The 21,881-nt window shown below is 63.9% G+C and carries 21 protein-coding genes; 14 read left to right on the top strand and 7 right to left on the bottom strand.

Translation table 11 applies throughout. The features are described from left to right. The 12 genes from nuoG to HLH35_RS09880 all read left to right on the top strand — a co-directional run bounded on the left by nuoG (position 1) and on the right by HLH35_RS09880 (position 15,208). Positions 1-2,706 carry an NADH-quinone oxidoreductase subunit NuoG gene (gene nuoG, locus HLH35_RS09935; RefSeq protein ID WP_182978983.1) on the top strand — a complete coding sequence of 902 codons (2,706 nt, stop codon included), beginning with the start codon at positions 1-3 and terminating at the stop codon, positions 2,704-2,706. Next, the gene (nuoH, locus tag HLH35_RS09930; protein WP_182978982.1) at positions 2,703-3,659 is read left to right on the top strand and encodes an NADH-quinone oxidoreductase subunit NuoH; all 957 of its coding nucleotides are present in this window, start codon (positions 2,703-2,705) and stop codon (positions 3,657-3,659) included. Before nuoG ends, nuoH begins: the two co-directional genes overlap by 4 nt. 14 nt (positions 3,660-3,673) lie before the next feature. Next, entirely contained in the window at positions 3,674-4,186 is a 513-nt protein-coding gene (gene nuoI / locus HLH35_RS09925) for an NADH-quinone oxidoreductase subunit NuoI (RefSeq protein WP_182978981.1), read from the top strand. 14 nt (positions 4,187-4,200) lie between these two features. Continuing rightward, positions 4,201-4,728, top strand: coding sequence for an NADH-quinone oxidoreductase subunit J (gene nuoJ, locus HLH35_RS09920; protein WP_182978980.1), 528 nt, complete (start codon positions 4,201-4,203; stop codon positions 4,726-4,728). 1 nt (position 4,729) lies between these two features. Beyond that, positions 4,730-5,041 (top strand): NADH-quinone oxidoreductase subunit NuoK, encoded by a 312-nt coding sequence (nuoK, locus tag HLH35_RS09915; RefSeq protein WP_182978979.1) that lies wholly within the window; start codon positions 4,730-4,732, stop codon positions 5,039-5,041. Between the two features lie 4 nt (positions 5,042-5,045). Next, positions 5,046-6,896 (top strand): NADH-quinone oxidoreductase subunit L, encoded by a 1,851-nt coding sequence (gene nuoL / locus HLH35_RS09910; protein ID WP_182978978.1) that lies wholly within the window; start codon positions 5,046-5,048, stop codon positions 6,894-6,896. Continuing rightward, complete coding sequence (locus tag HLH35_RS09905; protein ID WP_182978977.1) at positions 6,893-8,395, top strand: complex I subunit 4 family protein; 1,503 nt, start codon at positions 6,893-6,895, stop codon at positions 8,393-8,395. The genes nuoL and HLH35_RS09905 overlap by 4 nt, the downstream gene beginning before the upstream one ends. Further along, positions 8,392-9,852, top strand: coding sequence for an NADH-quinone oxidoreductase subunit N (locus HLH35_RS09900; protein ID WP_182978976.1), 1,461 nt, complete (start codon positions 8,392-8,394; stop codon positions 9,850-9,852). The genes HLH35_RS09905 and HLH35_RS09900 overlap by 4 nt, the downstream gene beginning before the upstream one ends. A gap of 113 nt (positions 9,853-9,965) precedes the next feature. Continuing rightward, positions 9,966-10,424, top strand: coding sequence for a CBS domain-containing protein (locus HLH35_RS09895; protein ID WP_182978975.1), 459 nt, complete (start codon positions 9,966-9,968; stop codon positions 10,422-10,424). A 315-nt stretch (positions 10,425-10,739) separates the two neighbouring features. After that, positions 10,740-13,385: a TonB-dependent receptor plug domain-containing protein gene (locus HLH35_RS09890; RefSeq protein ID WP_182978974.1), complete on the top strand. Its 2,646-nt coding sequence runs from the start codon at positions 10,740-10,742 to the stop codon at positions 13,383-13,385. Positions 13,386-13,795: 410 nt separating this feature from the next. Beyond that, positions 13,796-14,734, top strand: coding sequence for an FAD-dependent oxidoreductase (locus HLH35_RS09885; protein WP_338029328.1), 939 nt, complete (start codon positions 13,796-13,798; stop codon positions 14,732-14,734). A gap of 3 nt (positions 14,735-14,737) precedes the next feature. Beyond that, the gene (locus HLH35_RS09880) at positions 14,738-15,208 is read left to right on the top strand and encodes a c-type cytochrome (protein ID WP_182978973.1); all 471 of its coding nucleotides are present in this window, start codon (positions 14,738-14,740) and stop codon (positions 15,206-15,208) included. 111 nt (positions 15,209-15,319) lie between these two features. Here the strand turns inward: HLH35_RS09880 and HLH35_RS09875 are convergent, their stop codons facing one another. The 4 genes from HLH35_RS09875 to HLH35_RS09865 all read right to left on the bottom strand — a co-directional run bounded on the left by HLH35_RS09875 (position 15,320) and on the right by HLH35_RS09865 (position 18,327). After that, on the bottom strand, positions 15,320-16,510 hold the full coding sequence (locus tag HLH35_RS09875) for a pyridoxal phosphate-dependent aminotransferase (protein WP_182978972.1): 1,191 nt from the start codon (positions 16,508-16,510) through the stop codon (positions 15,320-15,322). A gap of 164 nt (positions 16,511-16,674) precedes the next feature. Beyond that, entirely contained in the window at positions 16,675-16,941 is a 267-nt protein-coding gene (locus tag HLH35_RS19925) for an iron-containing redox enzyme family protein (protein WP_338029327.1), read from the bottom strand. After that, positions 16,865-17,242, bottom strand: a complete 378-nt coding sequence (locus HLH35_RS20215; RefSeq protein WP_275944230.1) for an iron-containing redox enzyme family protein — start codon at positions 17,240-17,242, stop codon at positions 16,865-16,867. Before HLH35_RS20215 ends, HLH35_RS19925 begins: the two co-directional genes overlap by 77 nt. A 335-nt stretch (positions 17,243-17,577) precedes the next feature. Beyond that, complete coding sequence (locus tag HLH35_RS09865; RefSeq protein ID WP_338029331.1) at positions 17,578-18,327, bottom strand: class I SAM-dependent methyltransferase; 750 nt, start codon at positions 18,325-18,327, stop codon at positions 17,578-17,580. 275 nt (positions 18,328-18,602) lie between these two features. Here HLH35_RS09865 and HLH35_RS09860 point away from each other — a divergent pair, with 275 nt between their 5' ends. Together HLH35_RS09860 and HLH35_RS09855 are read left to right on the top strand one after the other, a co-directional pair. Then, on the top strand, positions 18,603-19,616 hold the full coding sequence (locus HLH35_RS09860) for an ATP-grasp domain-containing protein (protein ID WP_246384996.1): 1,014 nt from the start codon (positions 18,603-18,605) through the stop codon (positions 19,614-19,616). Positions 19,617-19,791: 175 nt separating this feature from the next. After that, positions 19,792-19,971 carry a hypothetical protein gene (locus HLH35_RS09855; RefSeq protein WP_182965099.1) on the top strand — a complete coding sequence of 60 codons (180 nt, stop codon included), beginning with the start codon at positions 19,792-19,794 and terminating at the stop codon, positions 19,969-19,971. Here HLH35_RS09855 and HLH35_RS20375 read toward each other — a convergent pair. From HLH35_RS20375 to HLH35_RS19760, 3 genes are read right to left on the bottom strand one after another with little or no spacing between them, the layout of a single operon-like run. Further along, entirely contained in the window at positions 19,928-20,194 is a 267-nt protein-coding gene (locus HLH35_RS20375) for a hypothetical protein (protein ID WP_408870114.1), read from the bottom strand. The genes HLH35_RS09855 and HLH35_RS20375 overlap by 44 nt on opposite strands. 2 nt (positions 20,195-20,196) lie before the next feature. Next, positions 20,197-20,658 carry a sensor histidine kinase gene (locus tag HLH35_RS19765; RefSeq protein ID WP_220790624.1) on the bottom strand — a complete coding sequence of 154 codons (462 nt, stop codon included), beginning with the start codon at positions 20,656-20,658 and terminating at the stop codon, positions 20,197-20,199. After that, positions 20,583-21,122, bottom strand: coding sequence for a PAS domain-containing protein (locus HLH35_RS19760; RefSeq protein WP_220790623.1), 540 nt, complete (start codon positions 21,120-21,122; stop codon positions 20,583-20,585). The genes HLH35_RS19765 and HLH35_RS19760 overlap by 76 nt, the downstream gene beginning before the upstream one ends. Positions 21,123-21,881 lie beyond the last annotated feature (759 nt).

Genomic DNA, 21,881 nt, shown 5'->3' with positions numbered 1-21,881 from the left:
ATGGCGACGATCCTGATCGACGGCCGCGCCTGCCCCGCCCGCACGGACGAGAATCTGCTGCAAGCTTGCCTCGAGGCTGGGGCCGACCTGCCCTATTTCTGCTGGCATCCGGACCTCGGCTCGGTGGGCGCCTGCCGCCAGTGCGCCATCAAGCAGTTCAGCGGCCCAGACGACAAGACCGGCCGCATCGTCATGGCCTGCATGACACAAGTCACCGACGGCGCGATCCTGTCCATCGACGAGCCCCAGGCGCGGGAATTCCGCGCCGGTGTCGTCGAATGGCTGATGACCAACCACCCGCACGACTGTCCCGTCTGCCCCGAAGGCGGCGAATGCCACCTCCAGGACATGACAGTCATGACAGGCCATGATTCACGCCGCTATCGCTTCACCAAGCGCACGCACCGCAACCAGGATCTGGGCCCCTTCATCAATCACGAAATGAACCGCTGCATCGGCTGCTATCGCTGCGTGCGCTTCTATCGCGACTATGCCGGCGGCGAGGATCTGGCGGCCTTCGCGGCCCATAACGACCTCTATTTCGGCCGCCACGAAGACGGCGCGCTGGAAAGCGCCTTCAGCGGCAATCTCGTGGAGGTCTGCCCCACCGGCGTCTTCACCGACAAACCGTTCTCGGCAGTCTACAGCCGCAAATGGGACATGCGCGGCGCCCCCTCGGTCTGCGCGCACTGCGCCGTGGGCTGCAACACCATCGTCAATGCGCGGCAAGGCACGGTCCGCCGGGTGATCAATCGCTATCACGAGGCGGTCAATCGCTATTTCCTGTGCGATCGCGGGCGCTACGGCCACGGATTCACCAGCGCCCCCACCCGCCTGCGCGCGCCCATCCTGCGGCAGGACGGCATCCCCGTTCCCATCTCGATGGCAACCGCACTGGAACGGTTCGCCGCCATGGCCAAGGACGGTCCGATCGTGGGCATCGGATCGACACGGGCGTCGCTGGAATCGAACTTCGCCCTGCGCTGCCTCACCGGCCCTGACCGGTTTTCAACCGGACTGACGCAGCTTGAGCATGACCTGACCATGCAGGTCCCAGCCCTCCTGCGCGCGACACCGGCCCGCAACCCCAGCCTGCACGACATGGAATCCGCCGACGCCGTCCTGGTACTGGGCGAGGATGTCTGCGTCACCGCCCCGCGCCTGAGCCTGGCCCTGCGCCAGACCCTGCGCCGGGCTGCTTTCCCCGCCGCCGACGCCGCGAAAGTGCCGCACTGGATGGACGCCGCCGTGCGCATGCTGGGCGCCGACGCCCCTTCGCCGCTGATGGTGCTCACACCCGCCGCCACCGACCTCGACCCGATAGCGGCCACGATCCACCGCGCGGCCCCCGACAACCTCGCCCGGCTGGGCTTCGCCATCGCCCACAGGGTCGACAATTCGGCGCCCGACGCGCCGGACCTGTCGGAAACGGAAATCCAACTGGCGGACGCGCTCGCCACCGCCCTGCGCACCGCCCACCGCCCCCTGATCGTCGCCGGCCTGCAATACGCCAACGCCGCCCTCATCCACGCCGCCGCCAACATCGCCACCGCCCTGCATGCCACCGGCGCCGACGCGGCACTGTCACTGGTGGTTCCCGACTGCAACAGCATGGGCATGGCTCTGACAGGCGGTATCCCGCTCGACGCGGTACGCGCCATGGCCCGCGCAGGGCACATCGGCACGCTGGTGGTGGTGGAAAACGACCTCACCCGCCGGCTGGATGCCGCGACACTGGACGAACTCCTCGCCGCCGTGCCCCACCTCGTGGTCATCGACCATATCGCCACAAGACTGGCGGAGCGCGCCGACCTCTTACTGCCCGCCGCCAGTTTCGCCGAAAGCGGCGGCACACTGGTCAACACCGAAGGCCGCGCCCAACGCTTCCTGCCTGCACTCACCCCCACCATGCCGATTCAGGAAAGCTGGCGCTGGACCCAACAGCTCACCCAAGCCGCCACCCACGCGGATGCACCCGAATGGACAAACCTGGACCAGATCGTGGCCACAATAGCGCAAGAGATCCCGGCCCTGTCCCGCATCATCGACGCCGCGCCCGACGCCGAATACCGTCTCGACGGCCGCAGGATCCGTAGCGAACCGGCACGCATCAGCGGCCGCACGGCCGTCCGGGCCGATATCAGCGTCCACGACCGCCCCTTGCCGCAATCGCCCGACACGCCGCTCTCGCCGTCCATGGAAGGCGCCTATTCCCCGGACATGCCCGGAGCCCTGATGCCCTTCTATCACGCCCCCGGCTGGAACTCCGTCCAGTCCCTCAACCGCTTCCAGCAGGAAATCGGCGGCCCGATGCGGGGTGGCGATGCCGGCACGCGCCTGCTGGATGACGGCATCCCTCCCGAGACCCCCGAATGGCACCATGACATTCCAACCCCCTTCACCACCGCCCCCGACGACCTCCTGCTATTGCCCGAACCCCGCCTGTTCGGCACCGAGGAACTCAGCGCCCTCTCGCCCCCCATCGCCGCGCGCGTAACGCCAGCCACCCTGCGCCTCAGCACGCTGCCGGCAGGACTGCAGGATGGCGGCATGGTCAGCCTCACGCTGGCTGGCGAACATCTCACCCTGCCCGTCCGGCACGATCCGGCACTGCCACCCGGCATCGCCCTATGCCCGCCCCATCTGGCCGCCCGTGCCTTCACCACCCCCGTCCGCGTGCAACTGCACGGGGACGATACGCCATGACCGCCCCGATGCCGGTGATCATCGGCGTGACCCTTGCAGTGCTGCTGGGGCTGGCCACCTTCCTGACCTGGTTCGAGCGGCGGCTGCTGGGCCTGTGGCAGGACCGCTACGGCCCCAATCGCGTGGGGCCGGGCGGCATCCTCCAGGCCGTGGCCGACGGCATCAAGATCCTGTTCAAACAGGACTGGATTCCTCCCTTCGCCGACCGGGGCGTATTCGTGCTGGCGCCTGCGATCGGCATGATGACGGTGCTGCTGTCCTTCGGCGTCGTGCCCGTCACCGCGTTCTGGAGCATCGCCGGCAATCTGAATGTCGGGCTGCTGTTCGTGCTGGCGATGATGGGCATGGGCGTCTACGGCGTGGTACTGGCCGGCTGGGCCTCCAACAGCAAATACGCGCTTCTGGGCGGCATGCGCGCGGCAGCGCAGATGATCAGCTACGAAGTGTTCATGGGCCTGTCGGTGCTGGGCGTCGTAATGCAGACAGGCTCGTTCACCATGCGCGACATCGTGCTGGCGCAGTCCGGCCTGTGGTTCATCGTGCCGCAGGTGCTGGGCTGCGTGGTGTTCACGCTCGCCGGCGTGGCGGAGACGCACCGCCTGCCCTTCGACCTGCCCGAGGGCGAGAACGAACTGGGCGCCGGCTTCCACACCGAATATTCGGGCATGAAGTTCGGCATGTTCTTCCTGGCCGAATATGCCGGCGTGGTCCTGATCTCGGCCCTGCTGGTCACGCTGTATCTGGGCGGCTGGCAGGGGCCGCTGCTGCCCCCCGCATTGTGGTTCGGCCTGAAGACCGGGGCGCTGGTCTGCCTGTTCATCCTGCTGCGCGCGGCACTCCCCCGCCCGCGCTACGACCAGCTGATGGCCCTGGGCTGGAAGATCCTGCTGCCGCTCTCCCTGCTCAACATCGCCGCCACCGGCGCGATCCTGCTCCTGCATGCGCCGGGATAGAGGAAGACCATGCCATGTTCGGAATCCTGCGCACCCTCTGGCTGACCTTCCTGCATATGGGCCACCGCCGCGTGACGGTGGGCTATCCCGAGCATAAGCCCCCCCTGCCGCCGCGCTATCGCGGCCGCATCATCCTCTCGCGCGATCCGGACGGCATGGAACGGTGCGTGGCCTGCAATCTGTGCGCCGTGGCCTGCCCGGTGGACTGCATCAGCCTGCAAAAGGCCGAGCAGGACGGCAGATGGTATCCCGACTATTTCCGGATCAACTTCTCCCGCTGCATCTTCTGCGGCATGTGCGAGGAAGCCTGCCCGACCTACGCCATCCAGCTCATCCCCGATTTCGAGATGAGCGAATATCTGCGGCCGAACCTGGTCTACGAAAAGGAAGATCTGCTGATCAGCGGCACCGGAAAATATCCCGACTACAGCTTCTTCCGCGTCGCCGGCGTGAAAATTCCCGGCAAGGACAAGGGCGAGGCCGAACGCGAGGCACCGCCCGTCGACATCCACACCCTGCTGCCATAGCCGGGAGAGGCACCATGTCGGACCTCCCCTTCATCCTCTTCTCGCTGGTCGCCGCCTGCGCCGCCCTCATGGTCGTGACGCGCGCCGTTCCGGTGCACGCGTTGCTGTATCTCGTCGTGCTCCTGCTGTCGCTCGCCGGCGTGTTCCAGGCGCTGGGCGCACCGTTCGCCGCGATGCTGGAAATCATCATCTATGCGGGCGCCGTCATGGTGCTGTTCGTCTTCGTGGTGATGATGCTCAATCTGGGCCGGACCGACCGCGACCGGGAACGGCACTGGATGGCACCGGGAATCTGGATTGGCCCTGCCATCCTCTCGTGCCTCCTGCTGGCTGCACTCTGTATCACGCTGCGCGCCATGCCGCCCACGGCAGCCCCCGACACCCTGGTTTCGATCGGGCCGCAAGCCGTCGGCATCATGCTCTACGGCCCCTACGTGCTGAGCGTGGAGCTGGCCTCCTTCCTGCTTCTGGCCGGCCTCGTCAGCGCCTTTCACATCGGCCGCAACATTCGCGGCACCGGCGCCGCGACAGGAGAGGCGTGAGATGAACGCAGCCTCTCCCACCCAGGCGCTGCTGCTGGCGACCATCCTGTTCGCAACCGGCCTGCTGGGCGTTCTGGCCCGGCGCAACCTGCTGCTGATGCTGATGTCCATCGAGATCATGCTGAACGCGGCGGCACTCGCCTTCATCGCCGCCGGCGCGCGCTGGCACGCGGCACAGGGGCAGGTGATGTTCCTGATGATCCTGTCGCTCGCCGCCGCCGAGGCCGCCGTCGGGCTGGCCATCATCCTGCGCCTGCATGCCGCCGGCCGCCCGACGCTGGACGCCGATACCGGCAACCGACTGAAGGGATAGCGAAATGGACGCTCTGCTCCTGCCGTTGATCGTCTTCTGCCCCCTTCTCGCCGCGGGAATCCTGTTCGTTTCGACCGGCCGCATGCCTGCGCGCCCCTCCTGTGTGATCGGTGCCGGATCGGTCGGGCTCTCGGCCCTGCTGGCCGGCCGGCTCGCTGCCGGTTTCCTGGCAGCTCCCCCGCCCACCGGCGCCCTGCATGTGACGCTCTGGTCGTGGATGCAGGTCGAAGGCTTCAGTACCCGGATCGCATTCGCCCTCGACCCGCTCTCGCTGGTCATGATGCTGGTCGTCACCGGCGTCGGTTTCCTGATCCTTCTCTACGCAGGCGGCTATATGCACGACGACCCCGACATCGCCCGCTTCTTCGGCTGCATGACCCTGTTCGTCGCGGCGATGCTGGTCCTGGTCTTCTCATCAGACCTGCTGAGCCTGTATATCGGCTGGGAAGGCGTGGGGATCTGCTCCTATCTCCTGATCGGATTCTGGCATACCGACGCTGCCAACGTCGCCGCCGCGCGCAAGGCCTTCATCGTCACCCGCATCGGCGACGCGGCGATGCTCTGCGGCCTGCTGCTGCTGGCCACCCAGGCCGGCACGCTGGATATCGCGGCCCTGCTGCATATCGTGGCCACCGGCCCGGCCCAGCTGCTGCCGACAACGGCCGCTTTCCTGCTGCTGGGGGGCGCCGTCGCCAAATCCGCGCAGGTGCCGCTCCAGACCTGGCTGCCCGACGCCATGGCCGGTCCGACGCCGGTCTCCGCCCTGATCCATGCCGCGACCATGGTCACCGCAGGCGTTTATCTGATCGCACGCCTGCACCCCCTGTTCATGGCGGTCCCCGCCGCGATGACGGCCGTCGCGTTGGTCGGATTGGTCACATTGCTGCTGGCCGCCGGCAGCGCCCTGGTACAGACCGACATCAAGCGCATCCTCGCCTACTCGACCATGAGCCAGATCGGCTACATGTTCCTGGCCCTCGGCTCCGGCGCCTGGCAGGCAGCGATCTTCCATCTGGTCACGCACGCCTTCTTCAAGGCCCTGCTGTTCATGGCGGCCGGCGCAATCATCCTGCGCGTCCATCACCGGCAGGATATCTACCAGATGGGCGGACTGGCACCCGCCATGCCGGGCGTGTTCGCCGCCTTCCTGGCGGGTGCTGCGGCACTGGCCGGCCTGCCGCTGCTGACGGCCGGCTTCTACAGCAAGGAGATGATTCTCCAGGGCGCGTGGCACGCCAATCCCCTGCTCTGGGCCGGCGCCCTGCTCGGCGCCTTCGCAACAGCGATCTATATCTTCCGCTGCGTTTTCATCGTGTTTTTCGGAACCCGGCACACGGAACCCAAGGGCCACACCGGCGCAACGATGGCCATTCCCCTCGCCTGCCTCGCTATTCTCGCACTGGCGGGCGGATGGATGGAAATGCCCGACACCATCGCCCCAGTGCATCTACTGTCGCACCTCCTGTCACCCCTGTTCGGCACACCGATGGCCGAGGGCCCATCCTGGCTGCTGTGGGCGGGCTCGCTGGTGCCGCTAACCGGTGTCGGCGTGGCATGGCTATTGTGGCGCCCCCGCACGCAGGCACGAACGACGCCGGAGGACGCAATCGCCCGCCTGGCACGCACCGGCTGGGGATTCGACACGCTCTATGACATGCTGTTCGTACGCCCGTTCATCACGCTCGGCCGACTGAACCAGAGCGATATATGCGACCGCTTGTCCGACGCCACGGCGGCGACCGCTCGCACCGGCGGCCGGATGCTCAGCCACATGCAAAGCGGGCAGGTCCGCCGCTATGCCGGCTGGATCGCGGCGGGCACGGTCGTGGCCCTGTGCCTGGGCATCCGGGCATGATCGCGCTACCCGCCCTCATCCTGCTGCCGGCAGCCGGTGGTCTCGCCGCGTGGCTATCCGACCGGGACAGACAGGCATCGTCCCTGTCTTGGTGGGTTGCGATCACAACCATCCTGTTGCAGGCGCTGCTGCTGCTCTTCATCACCTGTACGGCCGGGTGGGGCCACGGCCCATGGCTCGCCCATTTCTCCGTGCCTTGGATTCCTGCGCTGGGCATCGCCGCGCGCATGGACATGGACGGGTTGAGCCTCGTGATGCTGTGGCTGACGACTCTCCTATCCTTTCCCTGCGTGATCCTGTCGGCACGCGACGTCGGTGAGCGGCCGGGCCTCTTCCACCTGCTGCTTCTCGCGACGATCGCCGGCATCAACGGCGTCTTCCTGGCCACCGACCTCTTCCTGTTCTTCTTCTTCTGGGAACTGATGCTGGTGCCGATGTACGTGCTGATCCTGCAATGGGGGCATGAGGACCGGCGTCGCGCCGCCATCAAGTTCTTCCTGTTCACGCAGGGCAGCGGCCTGCTGATGCTGGTCGCCATCCTGGGCCTCGTCATCCTGCACCAGCATGCCACGGGCATCCTCACCTTCGATTATTTCGCCCTGGCCGACACCCCCCTGATGCCAACGGCCGCCATGGTGCTGATGCTGGGCTTCTTCATTGCGTTCGCCGTCAAGCTGCCGGTGGTGCCGCTGCATGTCTGGCTGCCCGATACCCATACCCAGGCCCCCACCGCCGGCAGCGTGCTGCTGGCAGGCATCCTGCTGAAAACCGGCGGCTACGGGCTGATCCGCTTCGTCGTCCTGCTGTTCCCCGAGGCCGCGGCCCGGTTCGCGCCGATGGCCCTGGCGCTGGGCGTGGCCGGCATCCTGTACGGCGCGTGGCTGTCACTGGCACAGGACGACATAAAACGCCTGATCGCCTACAGCAGTGTAAGCCATCTGGGCTTCGTGCTGCTGGGCATCTTCTCAGGCTCGCCCATGGGCATGCGCGGCGCGGTGGTGCAGATGGTAGCCCACGGGCTGAGCACCGGCGCCCTGTTCGTCATCGCCGGCTCGCTGCAGGACCGGCTGCACACGCGCGACATGCGGCGCATGGGCGGCCTGTGGCAGGCCCTGCCGCATCTCTCCTCCGTCGGCCTGTTCTTTGCCATCGCGTCGCTCGGCCTGCCGGGCATGGGCAATTTCGTCGGCGAGTTCCTGACCCTGCTCGCCACCTGGCGCGTCAGCCCGCCGATGGCGATCCTCGGCACCGCCGGGCTGGTACTCTCGGCGGTCTATTCCCTCACCATGGTCGGCCGCGCCTTCGTGGGCCCGCCTCACGCAGGCCAGGGGGCAACTCACGCGCCACCGCCGGCGGATTTCGGCCCCCGTCAAATGACGGTTCTGGGCCTCACCATGGCCCTTCTGCTGGTGCTGGGCACCTATCCCCAACCGGTCCTGGACCTGTCACTGCCGGCGCCCGCCCACGCCGCGCCACAGACGGAGGTCCCCCGCCCATGACCGCCCTGCTTCCGGGCCTGCCACCCTCGCTGCCAATCCTGGGCGGCGGCATCGCGCTTCTGCTGCTGTGCATCGCGTGGCGCCGGTCCGAAGCGCGCGCCATCCTCATCGCACTGGCAACGCTGCTGCTGGCCTTCGCCAGCCTGTGGTGGCCTCTCCTCCCCTGGCCAGGCGACCCGACAGGCATGCTGTTCGTGCCCGACGGATGGTTCACCTACATTGCCGCGCTCATCCTGCTATCCTCGGCCGCCACCATGATCATGGCATGGCGGGAGACCGGCACGTCTTCCGACGAATTCTACCTGCTGCTGCTGCTCGGCACGCTCGGCGCGCTGGTCATGGCCGGCAGCGCGGACATGGTGATCTTCTTCCTGGGGCTGGAGACACTGAGCCTGTCGCTGCTGGGCCTGATCGCCTGGCACCGCACCCATCCCACGGCCGACGAAGCTGCGATCAAATATCTGATCCTGGCCGGCCTCTCATCGGCTATCCTCCTGTTCGGCCTCGCACTGTCCTACGCCGAGAGCGGCAGCCTGCGCTTTGCAGCACCTTCCCTGGACGGGCAGGAAGGGCCGGCGCTTCCCCTGGCGGCAACCGCGCTGGTGCTGACCGGGCTGTTCTTCAAGCTCTCGGCCGTGCCCTTCCACACCTGGCTCCCCGACGTCATGGAGGGCGCGCCCACGCCGGTCGCGTCCTTTATCGCCGTCACCTCCAAGATCGCCCTCTTCGCGGCGCTCGCACGCTATTTCGCAGGGGCCGACCTGCTCCGCCCCGACGCCGCCGGCACCGAACTCGCCATCGTCGCCGTACTGAGCATGTTCGGCGGAAACCTGCTGGCGCTGGGGCAAAGCAATCTCAAGCGCCTGCTGGCCGGGTCGTCCATCGCGCATGTCGGCTACCTGCTGCTCGCCCTTCTGTCTCCCGGGCCGTTCGGCCTCGCCAGCGCCGCCGTCTACCTGGCGGCATACGCCGCCGCGACGTCCGGTGCGTTCGCAGCACTCGGGGGGGCATCCGTCCCTGCGGATATCGCCGGTTGGCGCGGCATGTTCCGCCGTCGCCCCGCCTTGGCGCTCGCCATGGCCATCATGCTGATCTCATTGGCAGGCATTCCGCCAGCCATCGGATTTTTCGCCAAGACCTATATCGTCATCGCCGGCGTGTCGGCGCGCCGGATCGTGCTGCTGGTCGCGCTGGTCGCAAGCAGCATCATCGGCCTCTATTATTACCTGAACGTCGTGCGCGCGATGATGGAACCGCTCCCGGAAGAACACCGCGCGGCACGCGGCACACCCGCAAATGCCGGCCTGATCGCCATCCTGGCCATCGTTACCGTCCTGGCCGGACTCTTTCCCGAAACGCTCGTCCGACAGACCCATTCGCTCCTGCAGCCTACGCCCATCATGCGCCAGGCCAGCCTGCGCCCCGCTGCGCCTCACGACATCCTGTACAGGGAATAAGCGGATGCCGCACCCACACCCTGTCTTTTTCCACCGCGGTTCCCATCTGAGCGATACGGACAGGTCCGCGACGCACACGCCACATCAATAATCCGAAAAAGGGAGAAGACGTCATGACCGCTACCGTTCTCCAGGCCCTGGAAAACAAGGACCGCCATCTCTTCACTGTGCATGAAGACACACCAATCCGCGAAATCGCCAGCCTGATGACGCGGAACCGGATCGGTGCCGTTCCCGTGCTCGACGAGCACGCCCATCTCGGCGGTCTGGTATCGGAACGCGACCTCGTCGCCGCGCTAGCCGGCCACGGCATGGATGTGGCCCATCTGACGGCCCGCGACATCATGACCCGCAACGTGCCGACGACAACGCTGGATGAACAGATCCTGAAAGTCGGGCGCAAGATGACCGATTGCCGGGCACGTCATCTCCCCATTATCGACAACGGTGCCGTCGTCGGGATCGTGAGCATCGGCGACATCGTGAAATTCCGTGTGGACGAGGCCGAGCGCCTGGCATCTGCGATGCAGGATTACGTCTGGCGCAACGATCACGGCTCGGTCGGACATTGAAAGACTGAACGGTTATTTCAAACGGCTCTCTGGCGGCACCCCACCCCAACAAGGATAAAAACCTTTTATTTTTTCATACAAGAAACAACAAAACAACCCAGATTCCCCTGCACCATTAAATGTGACATTACACGTCTTTTCTTTCATTTTATTTCTACATGACAACAACAAGTGTCACATGCGATATATATGCAACAATGTTTGTGCGCAGAACAAATTCGTTGCAGGCAACATGATTTTGTATTGAAACGAAATCGCGATCCGCTTCACGTTATCTCGATCACGTAACAGATGGCGCGGGAGCACAGTAATTCTATGACCCTAAGGCGAAGCCTGATCGCAGCTACCATTCTTGCCATCCAGTGCGACGTCGCCAGCGCGATCGCTCAGACCGCCACGACGTCCGCAGCCTCCACAACCGGCCATCGCCCTGCCACGAAGAGCCGGAAAGTGACCAGCACGCCCGCCGCTTCCGCCGGGGTGCCCCCTGCTCCCATTCCCACTGTAGCGCCCCCCGTCGCTCCCTATCAGGCACCGCCCGATGCGGGCGAAGCCGTGATCGTGACCGGCACCCACGACAGCAACCGCCACGCCCGCCAGAGTACCTCGCCGGTCTCGGTCGTGACCGCGGCCACCCTGACCCGTTCAGGACAATTGAACCTGGCAGACGCGCTGACGCGCACCTATGCCTCCATCAACATCCAGGCCAAAGGCAGCGACACCGCAGCCCTTACCTCCTCGATCCGCATGCGTGGCCTCAACCCCAACCAGGTTCTCGTCCTGGTGGATGGCAAACGCCGCCACGTGACGGCCAACATCATCCAGAACTCCGGTCCGAGCTTCGGCGCAACCGGCGTCGACCTGAACATGATCCCCGCCAACATGATCGACCATATCGAGGTACTGGAAGATGGCGCGGCGGCCATGTACGGCTCGGACGCCATTGCCGGCGTGGTCAACATCATCACCAAGAAGACCAGCCACGGCCTGAACGTTTCGGCACAGACCGGCGCGAACGCCTATAACGGCGACGGCTGGCAATATCAGGTCAACGCCGACGGCGGGTTCAAGCTCGGCAATGACGGCTACATGCATCTGAGCGGACAGGTCTACCACACCGACCATTTCGTTCCGAAAGGTACCAAGGACCACCGTCTTCTCGGCTACTGGCCGCAAGGGGCCACCACCAGCGGCTATTATAATGGCATCGTCGCCAACCCGCTCAAACTTCCCCTCGACTCGAACAAGATCATGAGCACGCCGGAGGAAACGCGGGAGAATCTGGGCATCGATTTCGGAAAGCCGATCGGCGAGAAAGTCGATTTCTACGGGCAGATCACCTACGGCCACCGTCATGCGGAAGCGATCCAGAACTACCGCATTCCGACCATCGCGCCGACGCTCTACCCCGCCGGCTTCTCGCCTCTGGAAACGATCGAGGAAAATGACTATGCGGCCATGCTCGGCATCAAGGGCCACGATTTCCTCGGGTTCGACTGGGACCTCAGCACCCAGTATGGCGCGGATGAGGACAATATCGGCAACAAGCACACAGCCAATCCGGGCCTGCTGAGCAGCCGATGCAACAACGGTAACGTCGCGAACATCTCAACCACCGGCTGCGGCTATTCGCCAACCACGGTACACACCCAGAGCTACCGCAACGCCCAGTGGACCAACAATCTGGACTTCCGGCGGCATATCGACATCTTCCACACCGTGCCGATGACCCTGGCCTTTGGCGGCGAACATCGCCTGGAAACCTACGAAATCGTGGCCGGCGAACCCGCCTCCTACGAAGTCGGCGGCACGCAGGGCTATGTCGGCATCGCACCGCAAAGTGCCGGCAACTGGAGCCGTGATATCTGGGCCGCCTATATCGACGGCGATTTCCGTCTCCTGAAGAACTGGGATCTCGATTTCGCCGGACGTTTCGAGCATTACACCGATGTCGGCAATACCCAGAACGGCAAGGTCTCTACCCGCTACGACATCACGAAACGGATCGCCGTGCGCGGCACCATCAGCACGGGCTTCCGCGCCCCCACGATGGCGGAACAGCATTTCAGCACCATGAGCGTCAGCCCGACAGGCGCGGCGGGCCTGCTCCCCGTCAGCTCCGCCGCGGCCGCGCTTCTCGGCGCCCAGCCGCTGAAACCGGAATATTCGGTCAATGCCAGCGGCGGCCTGGTCGTCGAACCGGTTGATGGCTTCCATGTCGAAGCGGACGTCTATCAGATCAACCTCCGCAACCGTATCGGCCAGGGCGGCGTGACCAAGGGGCTGACCGCGATCAACGCGATCCAGGCGATGGGCTACGCCCTCCCGGTCAACGATATCGATCCGCAGAACGTCTCGGCCTATTATTTCGCCAATATCGGCAGCACACGCACCCAGGGCCTCGATATCAAGGCCGATTACACGTTCCACCTGCACCGTTACGGCAACCTGATGCTCTCCATGGCGCTGGACCTGAACCGCACGCGCCTGCATCATGCCGCCACGTCCGCGAATGGTACGTCCCTGCTCAATGCCCAGACCATCGGCTATCTCACCACCGCCTATCCGCGCAGCAAGATCATCCTGAACGCGTATTATACGATCGGGAAATGGGACATCAACGTGCGCCAGACCCGCTACGGCGAAACGACGGATATGATGACCTATCAGGACTGGACGAACGGCACGCTCACCTGCGCAAGCGGCGGAGCCCTACGCTACTCCAATTCCTGCTTCGGCCAGTTCAAGAACACGCCGCGCTGGCTGACGGATCTCGAAATCGGCTATCGCTTCGACCGCCACTGGCACTTCGCGGTTGGCGCGAATAACGTCTTCAATGTGCGCCCGCGCCGGCTGCCAGACATCCTCAATAGCGGCGGCACCGCCGTGTATGACGCCAGCTCGTCACAGGTCCCCATCACAGGTGGATATTATTACGGGCGCGTGAATGCCACATTCTGACATCCGTCTTTTTCCCGGATGCGGGGAGGGGTATAAAGCCCTTCCCCAGCGCCATTTTTCCACTAGGCTGCGTGCATATGACCAATCGAAACAGAAATATCGGGCGGAGGCATCTTGTCGCAGGCGCCTCCGCCTGTAGTCTCGTCGGGGCCCTCGCAGGCAGCCGCCTCCTCCATGCCCAGACTCCATCTGTCTCTCCTACTCAGGCCCTCACGCCGCAGAAGCCGCGTATCAGGCTTCAGCCATTCGACCTGCGGGCCGACCAGATCACCGACATCAAGGTGTGCCTGCGCCCTTTCCGTCCGATGGGGCCTCGGTTTGACGTCGAACATGTGGGAAGCAAGCTCGTTTTCCATAATTACGGACATGGTGGCAGCGGGTGGTCCCTTTCCTGGGGATCGGCGAGTCTGGTGGTCGAGAAGGTCTCTACCACCCTGCAACGCAAGGTCGCGGTGATCGGCTGCGGCATCATAGGCCTCACCACCGCCCTGACGGCGCAACGCGCCGGGTTCGACGTCACGATCTATACCAAGGACCTCCTTCCCAGGACCCGCTCGGTTCGCGCCAATGGCAGCTGGACGCCGGATTCCCGCGTCTCCCTGACGGCGCCGGCAGGGCCGGGCTTCGCCGATCTGTGGGAAAAGATGGCGCGGATATCGTGGGCCACCTATCGCGACTATCTCGGCCTTCCCGGCAACCCTGTCGAATTCATCGAACATTTTGTGCTGTCCGACCGGCCGTTCAATACACCCCACGAGGAAAGTCCGGATGGCCGCACGGGCGATTATGCATCCACTGGCATGCCCCAGCATGGCACGGAGTTCGCGCGCTACTCGGATCGCATCAAGGATATCGTGCCGGCGGCTGAAGAACTGCACCCGTCGGAAAATCCCTTTGCCGCCCCCTATGCCAAGCGCAACACCCTCATGCTCTACAATTTCGCCTCCTATGGGCATCTGCTGATGTCGGAATTCTTCCAGGCGGGTGGCCATGTCGTGATCCGGGAATTCCACGACCCCAGCGAACTGACATCCCTGCCGGAGAAGATCATCATCAATTGCCCCGGCTATGCGGCACGCGACTGGTGGAACGACAAGAGCCTGATCCCCGTAAGGGGACAGACCGCCTGGCTGCCCCCCCGTCCGGACCTTCCTTACGGCCTGCATTATCAGGGCGCCTCAGCAGTCTCAAAGACGGATGGGCTGATGGTTCAGGCATACGACCTGAATAACGAAGGCGAAATGGGCAGCGTCGGAAATTCCTTCGAACATCCAGACCGCTCCGAATCGGAACGGGCCATCAAGGTTCTGGCAGACCTGTTCGCCCGTTCGCCCCTTTCGGAAGGCTGACCCATGCCTCGCAAGCAATTTTTCCGCCTCATGCCGTCAGGCATAGTGGGGGCAATGGCCCTATGCGTCGCCTCCCCCTCCCCGCTTCACGCCGCCAGGCCCGCAGCCTCGTCGATTCCATCATTCACCGCCGAGCAGGCGCAAAGCGGAGCGGATCTCTACCAGAGAGCCTGCGCCATGTGCCATGGCGCCGATCTGAGTGGAAATTTCCAGACGCCGTCCCTCAAAGGACGGCTGGTGGCAAGCTGGGCCGGAACACCCCTTTCTCGCCTGACAGGCTATATCCAACGCGCCATGCCCCTGATGGCCCCCGGCACGCTGTCGCCGGAAGATGCCACCACCCTGGTCGCGTTTCTCATGCGTGAAAACGGCGCGTCTCCAGCCAAGACCGCATTGCCGATCACGGAAAAACGTCAGGCATCCCTCAAATTTCCCGCACTGACCATACAACCCGACACATCGCCTTCAAAATAGACCACATATGAAAACGGGGCTGTATCCGTAACCCAAAGGAACGGATACAGCCCCCATATTCTGGCGAGGCGGCCCAATGGCTCACCTCGCCCACGCCTCAACCGATGAGAATCAGGCGAAGACCTTGTCGGTCGCCGCGCAGAATTTCTTCATCTCGTCAGCCGATCCGACCGTAATACGCGACATATTGGGCCAGATCGGCCAGCTGCGACCGATATCGATCCCCTGCGCTGCGTACTGTTCCTTCACATGGCGAGCAGGCTGGTTCCAGTTTACCATGAACATGTTGGCGTTGCTGGGGATGAACGCGATCTTGCGCTTGCGCAGATAATCGAACGTCTCTTCGCGCGCGGCAATCATCTCCTTGCGGCGTGCCACGATATTCTCAGCCTGAGCCAGGCTCGACGCACCGATTGCCAGGGCGACGATCGACAGGGTGCCGCTCTGGCTCTGCCCGTCATAACGCATCATGCGCGCATGCAGGTCCGGCCGCGCGAAACTGAATCCCAGGCGCAAACCCGCCATCCCGAACAGCTTCGAGAATGTGCGCAGAACGACAACATCCTTGTTCTGGGCCACAAGATATGCCGCGCTCTTCGTCCCCGCAAAGTGCAGATAGGCTTCGTCCACAACAACCACGGCACCCGCCGGCTTGTTGTCCACCAGCCACGCAATATCCTCGATCGGCGTCAACGTACCGGTCGGGTTATTGGGCGAGCAGATATAATACAGGCCGGCATTAGGATCTGCCTTGAGCATGGCCCGCACGTCGGTGGCATAATTGTTCCGCGCGCTCAGCGGCACCTTGGTCACCTTGACGTTCAACCACGCTCCCGTTCGCCAGGCCGCCTCAAAAGTCGGATCGGCCGTGACCAATCCCCGCGTGGGCGAGCAGAATGTGACGACAACACGCGAAAGCGGATCACTCGACCCCGGCCACGGCAAGATATGCGTGGCGGGCAGGCCCTCGACCTTGGCCGCCGTATCGATCAAATTGTCCCGAAGATGCGAGGGCTCATAACGGTTTCCCTCCTTGATCACCGCAGCACCGGCTTCGGCGGCGGACGGGAACGGGCCGGTCCAGCATTCGTTGGAGGCAATACGCACCATGCCGGATTTATCGGGCCGATGCATCTCGGGGATCGCAGGAGCAACAGCCCGAGCCTGTCCCACCAAGTGCGGCAGTGCAGCCGCCGCAGCCACCGGCATGCCAAGCAGGGCTGCGATCCGGCCGAACTGGCGGCGGGAATAACCGCGCTCCAGCAAATCTTCCCGGCCCTCCTTGGGGATCATCGTCGTCATTCGAAAACTCCGCGCTTGTCGGTCATTCCATACAGAGATCAATTACGATCACGATATTGTATGTTGGCCGGATGGAAGTCCACCTTCAATCCGCGCGGTCGGGCAACCATTCCACCCGGATTCCCCCTGGCCGTCGGCTCCACCAGGATGGACGGCCCCTTATATCAGCCCCACCCGAAATGCTCCCGATAACGGCGAAAACATGCCGCTCCACATTCCAGGCGCATCAGGGCCCCCTCAGCGATCGTCACCGCGCGCCGGGGGTCTTCCGCAACGAGCGGACCGATGATTTCCGCGTTCCACATCGCGGAATGGCGGATATCCAGGACAGCATGCAGATCGAAATAGTGCCGGTCATCCAGCCCTACGCCCAAACGTTTCAGCCCGGCGGCAACCATTGCCGCCCTGCCCGACGCCGTCAGTTCGATCACACCCAGCGCACCGATCGCATGAAACCGCCAGATGCCGGTGAAAAGCCAGCCCCGCCAAGGTGTTGGCGAGAGCCAGTGACTGCCACACCGTCCTGTCCGGCCGGGGCTCCAGCCCCAGGGCATGGACCAGATGCGCCAGCATCGGCCCATGCATGCCCGGCTCTCGGCCGTGACCCATTTCGTCCCAGTAATTCCGCGCCGGCTCCAGCTTCGGTCGTATGGGCATACGCACCTGCACCAGGGCCGTCAGATCCTCAAAGCCCGCCTCCCCGGCCGCTTCCTGCTCCAGAAACCAGCACATGGCCTCACGCGGCGCGTGCTGTGCCAGCCAGGGAAAAAAGCGGGTCCCCCTGACCCGGACCAGTCTGCTCCAGTTCCTCGAACCACGTGACGAATGCCGCCGGGTCCATGGGCGCCAAAGCGGCGGCAGGCGCCACCCGTGCACGCATCGCTTGCAGAAAGCGCGCCTCATCCACCTGCTGGGAACCCGGGTCCGACCCGACAATGTCGTCATCCTCGGGCAGGAGGATGTCAGACGCGCGCGATTCAGCGTCGCAAGACCCAGATGGAGATCCCGCTGCGTCCGCTCGGCGGTGTCCTCCGACAGGCTGCCCTTCATCGGCACCATCCCTCGTTCTACGTTCGTCGTGTCACCCTCAGGCAAATCACCGCGATACGCTCCGCGACCGACAGAGGTCCTTCCTCCAGTTCCTCCCCGAGAACATCCAGATCGCGTTCAACGCTTTCCCAAACGAAATCCGGACCATCCAGCAGAAGGACCGCCTCCCGCAGGAACGGATTCTCTCCACTAATAATCGCGGTCCCTGTGTAAAGAAGTAACGTCCCTCCGGATGCCAGACGCTCCATGGCAGTCCCGACAATCGCCAGGGACAATCCCTCCCCCAGCCTGCCACCACCATTTCGGTAAAGCCGGCGTCGACGATCTGGCAAATAGGGCGGATTGGAGACGATCAGGTCAAATTCGTCCGAAACGTCCAACAGAAGGTCGCTCTGCCGCGCCAGAATGAAGTCGACACCAGCCAGGGCCGCATTGACGCGCGCCAGCCGCAGCGCGGCCGCATTGATGTCCACCATCATGATTTCGGCCGCCGGGTCATGCTGTGCGATCAGGATGGCACCCAGCCCCGCGCCGCAGCCGATATCGACCGCCCGCGCCGGAGGCGGCGCATCACGAAGATAGGCCGCCAGTAAGGCGCCAAACCGACAAGTGTCCGGACCGAAGAACACGGAATCCTCTGCCTCGGTCGGAAAGGATGAATGAAAGAACCCATTACGCCCCAGCGTCGAGAAGCGGAACCGACTGCGCCATTCCCCCTCATCTGCAACCAGCATGCCCGCCACCATGGCCAGTTCGACCAACGGCACGGGCCTCGTCTGCCGCCGGAACGGGCGGCTCCAGCCGAAGATATCGACCAGATTACCAGCCCATTCATTGCCCGGGCGCGCATTCACCCGGCGCTGGGTTTCCGGCGTTGGACACACAAACCGATAACCCGCTCGCAACAGCGTGATTCCCACCTGCCGCATTGCCTGATCCGGATTCGAGATGCAGGAGTTACGCTGTTCCATGATGAGCTCCCAACGCAGCAAAAGGGGCGCCTGTTCCCGCCATCCCCCCGGTCGGGCCGGCTTCGGCGCCTATGGAACGGCTGCCGAAACCGATATTGTGCATCCCCCTGGTCATCCAGTGGCTCTGGCTGGGGTTGCGTTACCGCAGCCAGAGCCTGCCCTCGGTCGTCAATCCGGCGATCGAGACCGGAGGACTGGCGGGCGAGTCAAAACATGCCTGCCTGGCCAGCATCGGGCCGCATCACGGGCCATGGATCGCCCGTACCCTTCTCATTTCGTCCAAAGACGTCCCGAAGGCGGCCATCATGGCCGTCCAATTGGGCTTTCCGCTGATCGCCAAACCCGATATCGGCTGGTGCGGCTACGGCGTCAGACGAATCAACACTATCAAGAAACTGACAGAATACATAAAAGCCTTTCCCACCCATGCCGCTTTCCTGCTTCAGGAATGGGTTCCGGGGCCCTATGAAGCCGGCCTGTTTTACATGCGCAGACCCTCCGAGGCCCACGGCCGCCTTATCGGGCTGGCCGTTCGCCACCCCCCACAGATCATCGGTGATGGGGTTCGCTCCATCACTAGGCTGATGATCGCGGATCCACGGCTCGCTCCCTTGATAAGCCACTACAGGACAGCCCTCCCCGCCAACCGCCTGGACCATGTCCCCGCATCCGGCGAAAGAGTCGTCCTCGGCACGGTCGCTTCCCTGCGCGTCGGCGGGCGTTATGAAAACGCCATGCGACTGAACACTCCGGATCTCGAACAGAAGGTCAATGCCATCGCACATTCGATGAACGGCTTCCATTTCGGCCGCCTGGACGTACGTTTCAGCAGCGAAGACGCCCTGCGTCGGGGAGAATTCCAGATTATCGAGGTCAATGGCGCCGGATCGGAAGCCATCGAATTCTGGGACCCGACGCTGAGCCTGTGGGCCGCCTATCGCGGCGTCTTCGCCAAACAGAAAACCCTGCTCGCGCTGGCGGCCGAGATGCGCGCTGCCGGCCACATCCCAATCGGCATCACTCCTCTCTTCCGCGCATGGCTGCGGCAATTGAGATTGATACGGCGCTACCCCCCGTCAAATTGAGGGGCCACCAAACAGATCGGACTTTGCCCGAACCCATCAGGGCCGGAGGCTCCGAGCCCCGATCAGGTTTTCGCGGCCAAACCACGCATGCGCACGCCCGAAGAGCATTCATGGAACGCGTGAACAATCCGAACCATGAAGCGTTATCAGGACAACCACTCCCGGAGTCCCCACGATGCTGACCCTTCTCGTGATCATCCTTATCCTCTTCGCCATCGGCGGCGGCGGTTACGGCATTCGCTCCGGCTGGTATGGCGGCCCGCGAAGCACGGGGTTCAACGGGCTAGGCCTGTTGCCGATCATCGTGATCATCATCGCGCTGTTCCTGCTCTTCCGCGGCACGGGCGGCCCATGAACCCCCTGGGAGCGGCGGAACGGCTGAGCAGCATGTTGCACATCACGAGGAATTCAATGGGGGGGCGAAAGGCCCATCTACTGGGGGTGACGCGCTTCGATCCAGCATAGAAGCCGACCGGTGAGGCGGCGCACGGACGGCAGGTCCTCGGCTTGGTGGTGAAGAACGGGTCGAAGATCCGGCCAATGCTCTCGGGCGCGATACCGGGGCCGTTGTCGCGGATGGTCAGGCATACTCGCCCCCTCGCCGTGTGCCGGCGATGTCGAGGGTCGGGCTGTCACCCCCTTCCATGGCATCCACGGCATTCTGCACCAGATTCATGATGACCTGTTGCATCTGTCCGGCATGGCCATCGACCTCCAGAGCGCCGTCCAACTCCGACAGCACCATGTCGATGCGCAGGTCCTGGCGCTGCCGCGCCAAATCCGCCGCACGCGGATCGGCATGGACCGCCGCCAGATAGGCTTCCAGCCGCCTGGTGAAGCGGCGCAGCGTATGCGCATTACTATAGACGAAGGAAATCGGGTTGTTCAGTTCATGCGCCACCCCGGCCACCAGCCGCCCCAGCGACGCCATCTTTTCGGCTTCCACCAACTGGGCCTGTGCGTCTTTCAGACTGCGATGCGCACGGTCCAGTTCGGTATAGGCGCGGCGCAGTTCGCCCAGCGGCCGTGCCGCCAGAACCACGCCTGACGGGCGCCCCGCCCGTCGTACAACACGGTGCCGTTGACCGCGAAAGGCATCGGTCCCCCTGCCGCCGCCAGGATGAACTCCCGATCCTCCAGACGCTGCCTTCGGACGATAGTGTTCGCGACATCCGCCGCGGTGGTGGGAGAACACGGATCGACCAACTCCGCCAACAGGCGTCCCACCAACCCGTCCGCACTTGCAGGAAACAGCCGCTCGGCCGCTTGGTTGGTCCGCACGACCCGCAGCGCGGTATCGCACGCCACCAGCACATCGGACATGGAATCGAACACGCCGGCCATGAAGGCATGGGCGCCTTCAAGCTCGGCGTTCTTGCGTTCAAGCTCGACCTGCTGCCCAACCAGCTCGGCCCAGGTCTCGTCCATCTTGTTCATGACGCTCAGCCATAGTTGGTCGTCATCAACCAGTGGCCTGGAAGCGGTAGGCTGCACCGCATCAGTCATGATCGCTTTCCTCAGATCGGCATGACCCTAGAAGGATACCATAACCGGATGGAATATACCCGATGGGTCTACCTCAAGGGGAGATTCAGACCCGATTGGACCTGTGAAAAGATTGATTGTATTGCATTTTATGGCCGACTTGGTGTGATTCATGATTGCGCCCCCCAGGACGCAGCACCTCTATCTCATATGCTCCGGATCGGCGCAGAGCCCGCAGACCAGCAGGCGACACAACCCGGAGGATATCGGCAGGAGCCCCATTTCCCGTGCCTTCGCGGCGATCACAACGCCCTCGGCAATCGCCCGGCTACGGCTCCCGATTTCGTCCTGACGTACTTGCATTGTCTGCCAGAGCGTGTCGCTCACGATCCGCAATTCCGGCATCTCGGTCCGGATCCAGCTTTCGGGCAGATTTGGCCGGGCCAACCATCCCGGTCTGCGGGTCCTTGAGTGGCGCTGCCACTTCCGGACCAGCTCCGCCTCACCCAAAGCCAGAACGGCCCAAACAACAGCTTGACCCCTCCCAGGCAACACGGGAAACAATCCCCAGTTGGGTCAGTGCTCGATGAAAATCCCGGGTCGGACCTCAGCACTAGTCGACAGTGCCATCGCCTTTCAGGGCGTGTCGTTCTTTTGGGAGGTTCAGGCAATTTTCTTACCTACCCTATCATTGCCGGGTTTCACCCGTGGCGCCAGAAAAAACGACAGGAGAAAGATTCAAAGAAAAAACATTTTCATGTTGTATACGGAACGGAAACC

This window comes from Gluconacetobacter asukensis (assembly GCF_014174375.1).
In the GTDB taxonomy this organism is placed as follows: domain Bacteria; phylum Pseudomonadota; class Alphaproteobacteria; order Acetobacterales; family Acetobacteraceae; genus Gluconacetobacter; species Gluconacetobacter asukensis.
The sequence above is the reverse complement of the archived record's forward strand: the minus strand, read 5'-3'. Positions and strand labels throughout refer to the sequence as shown.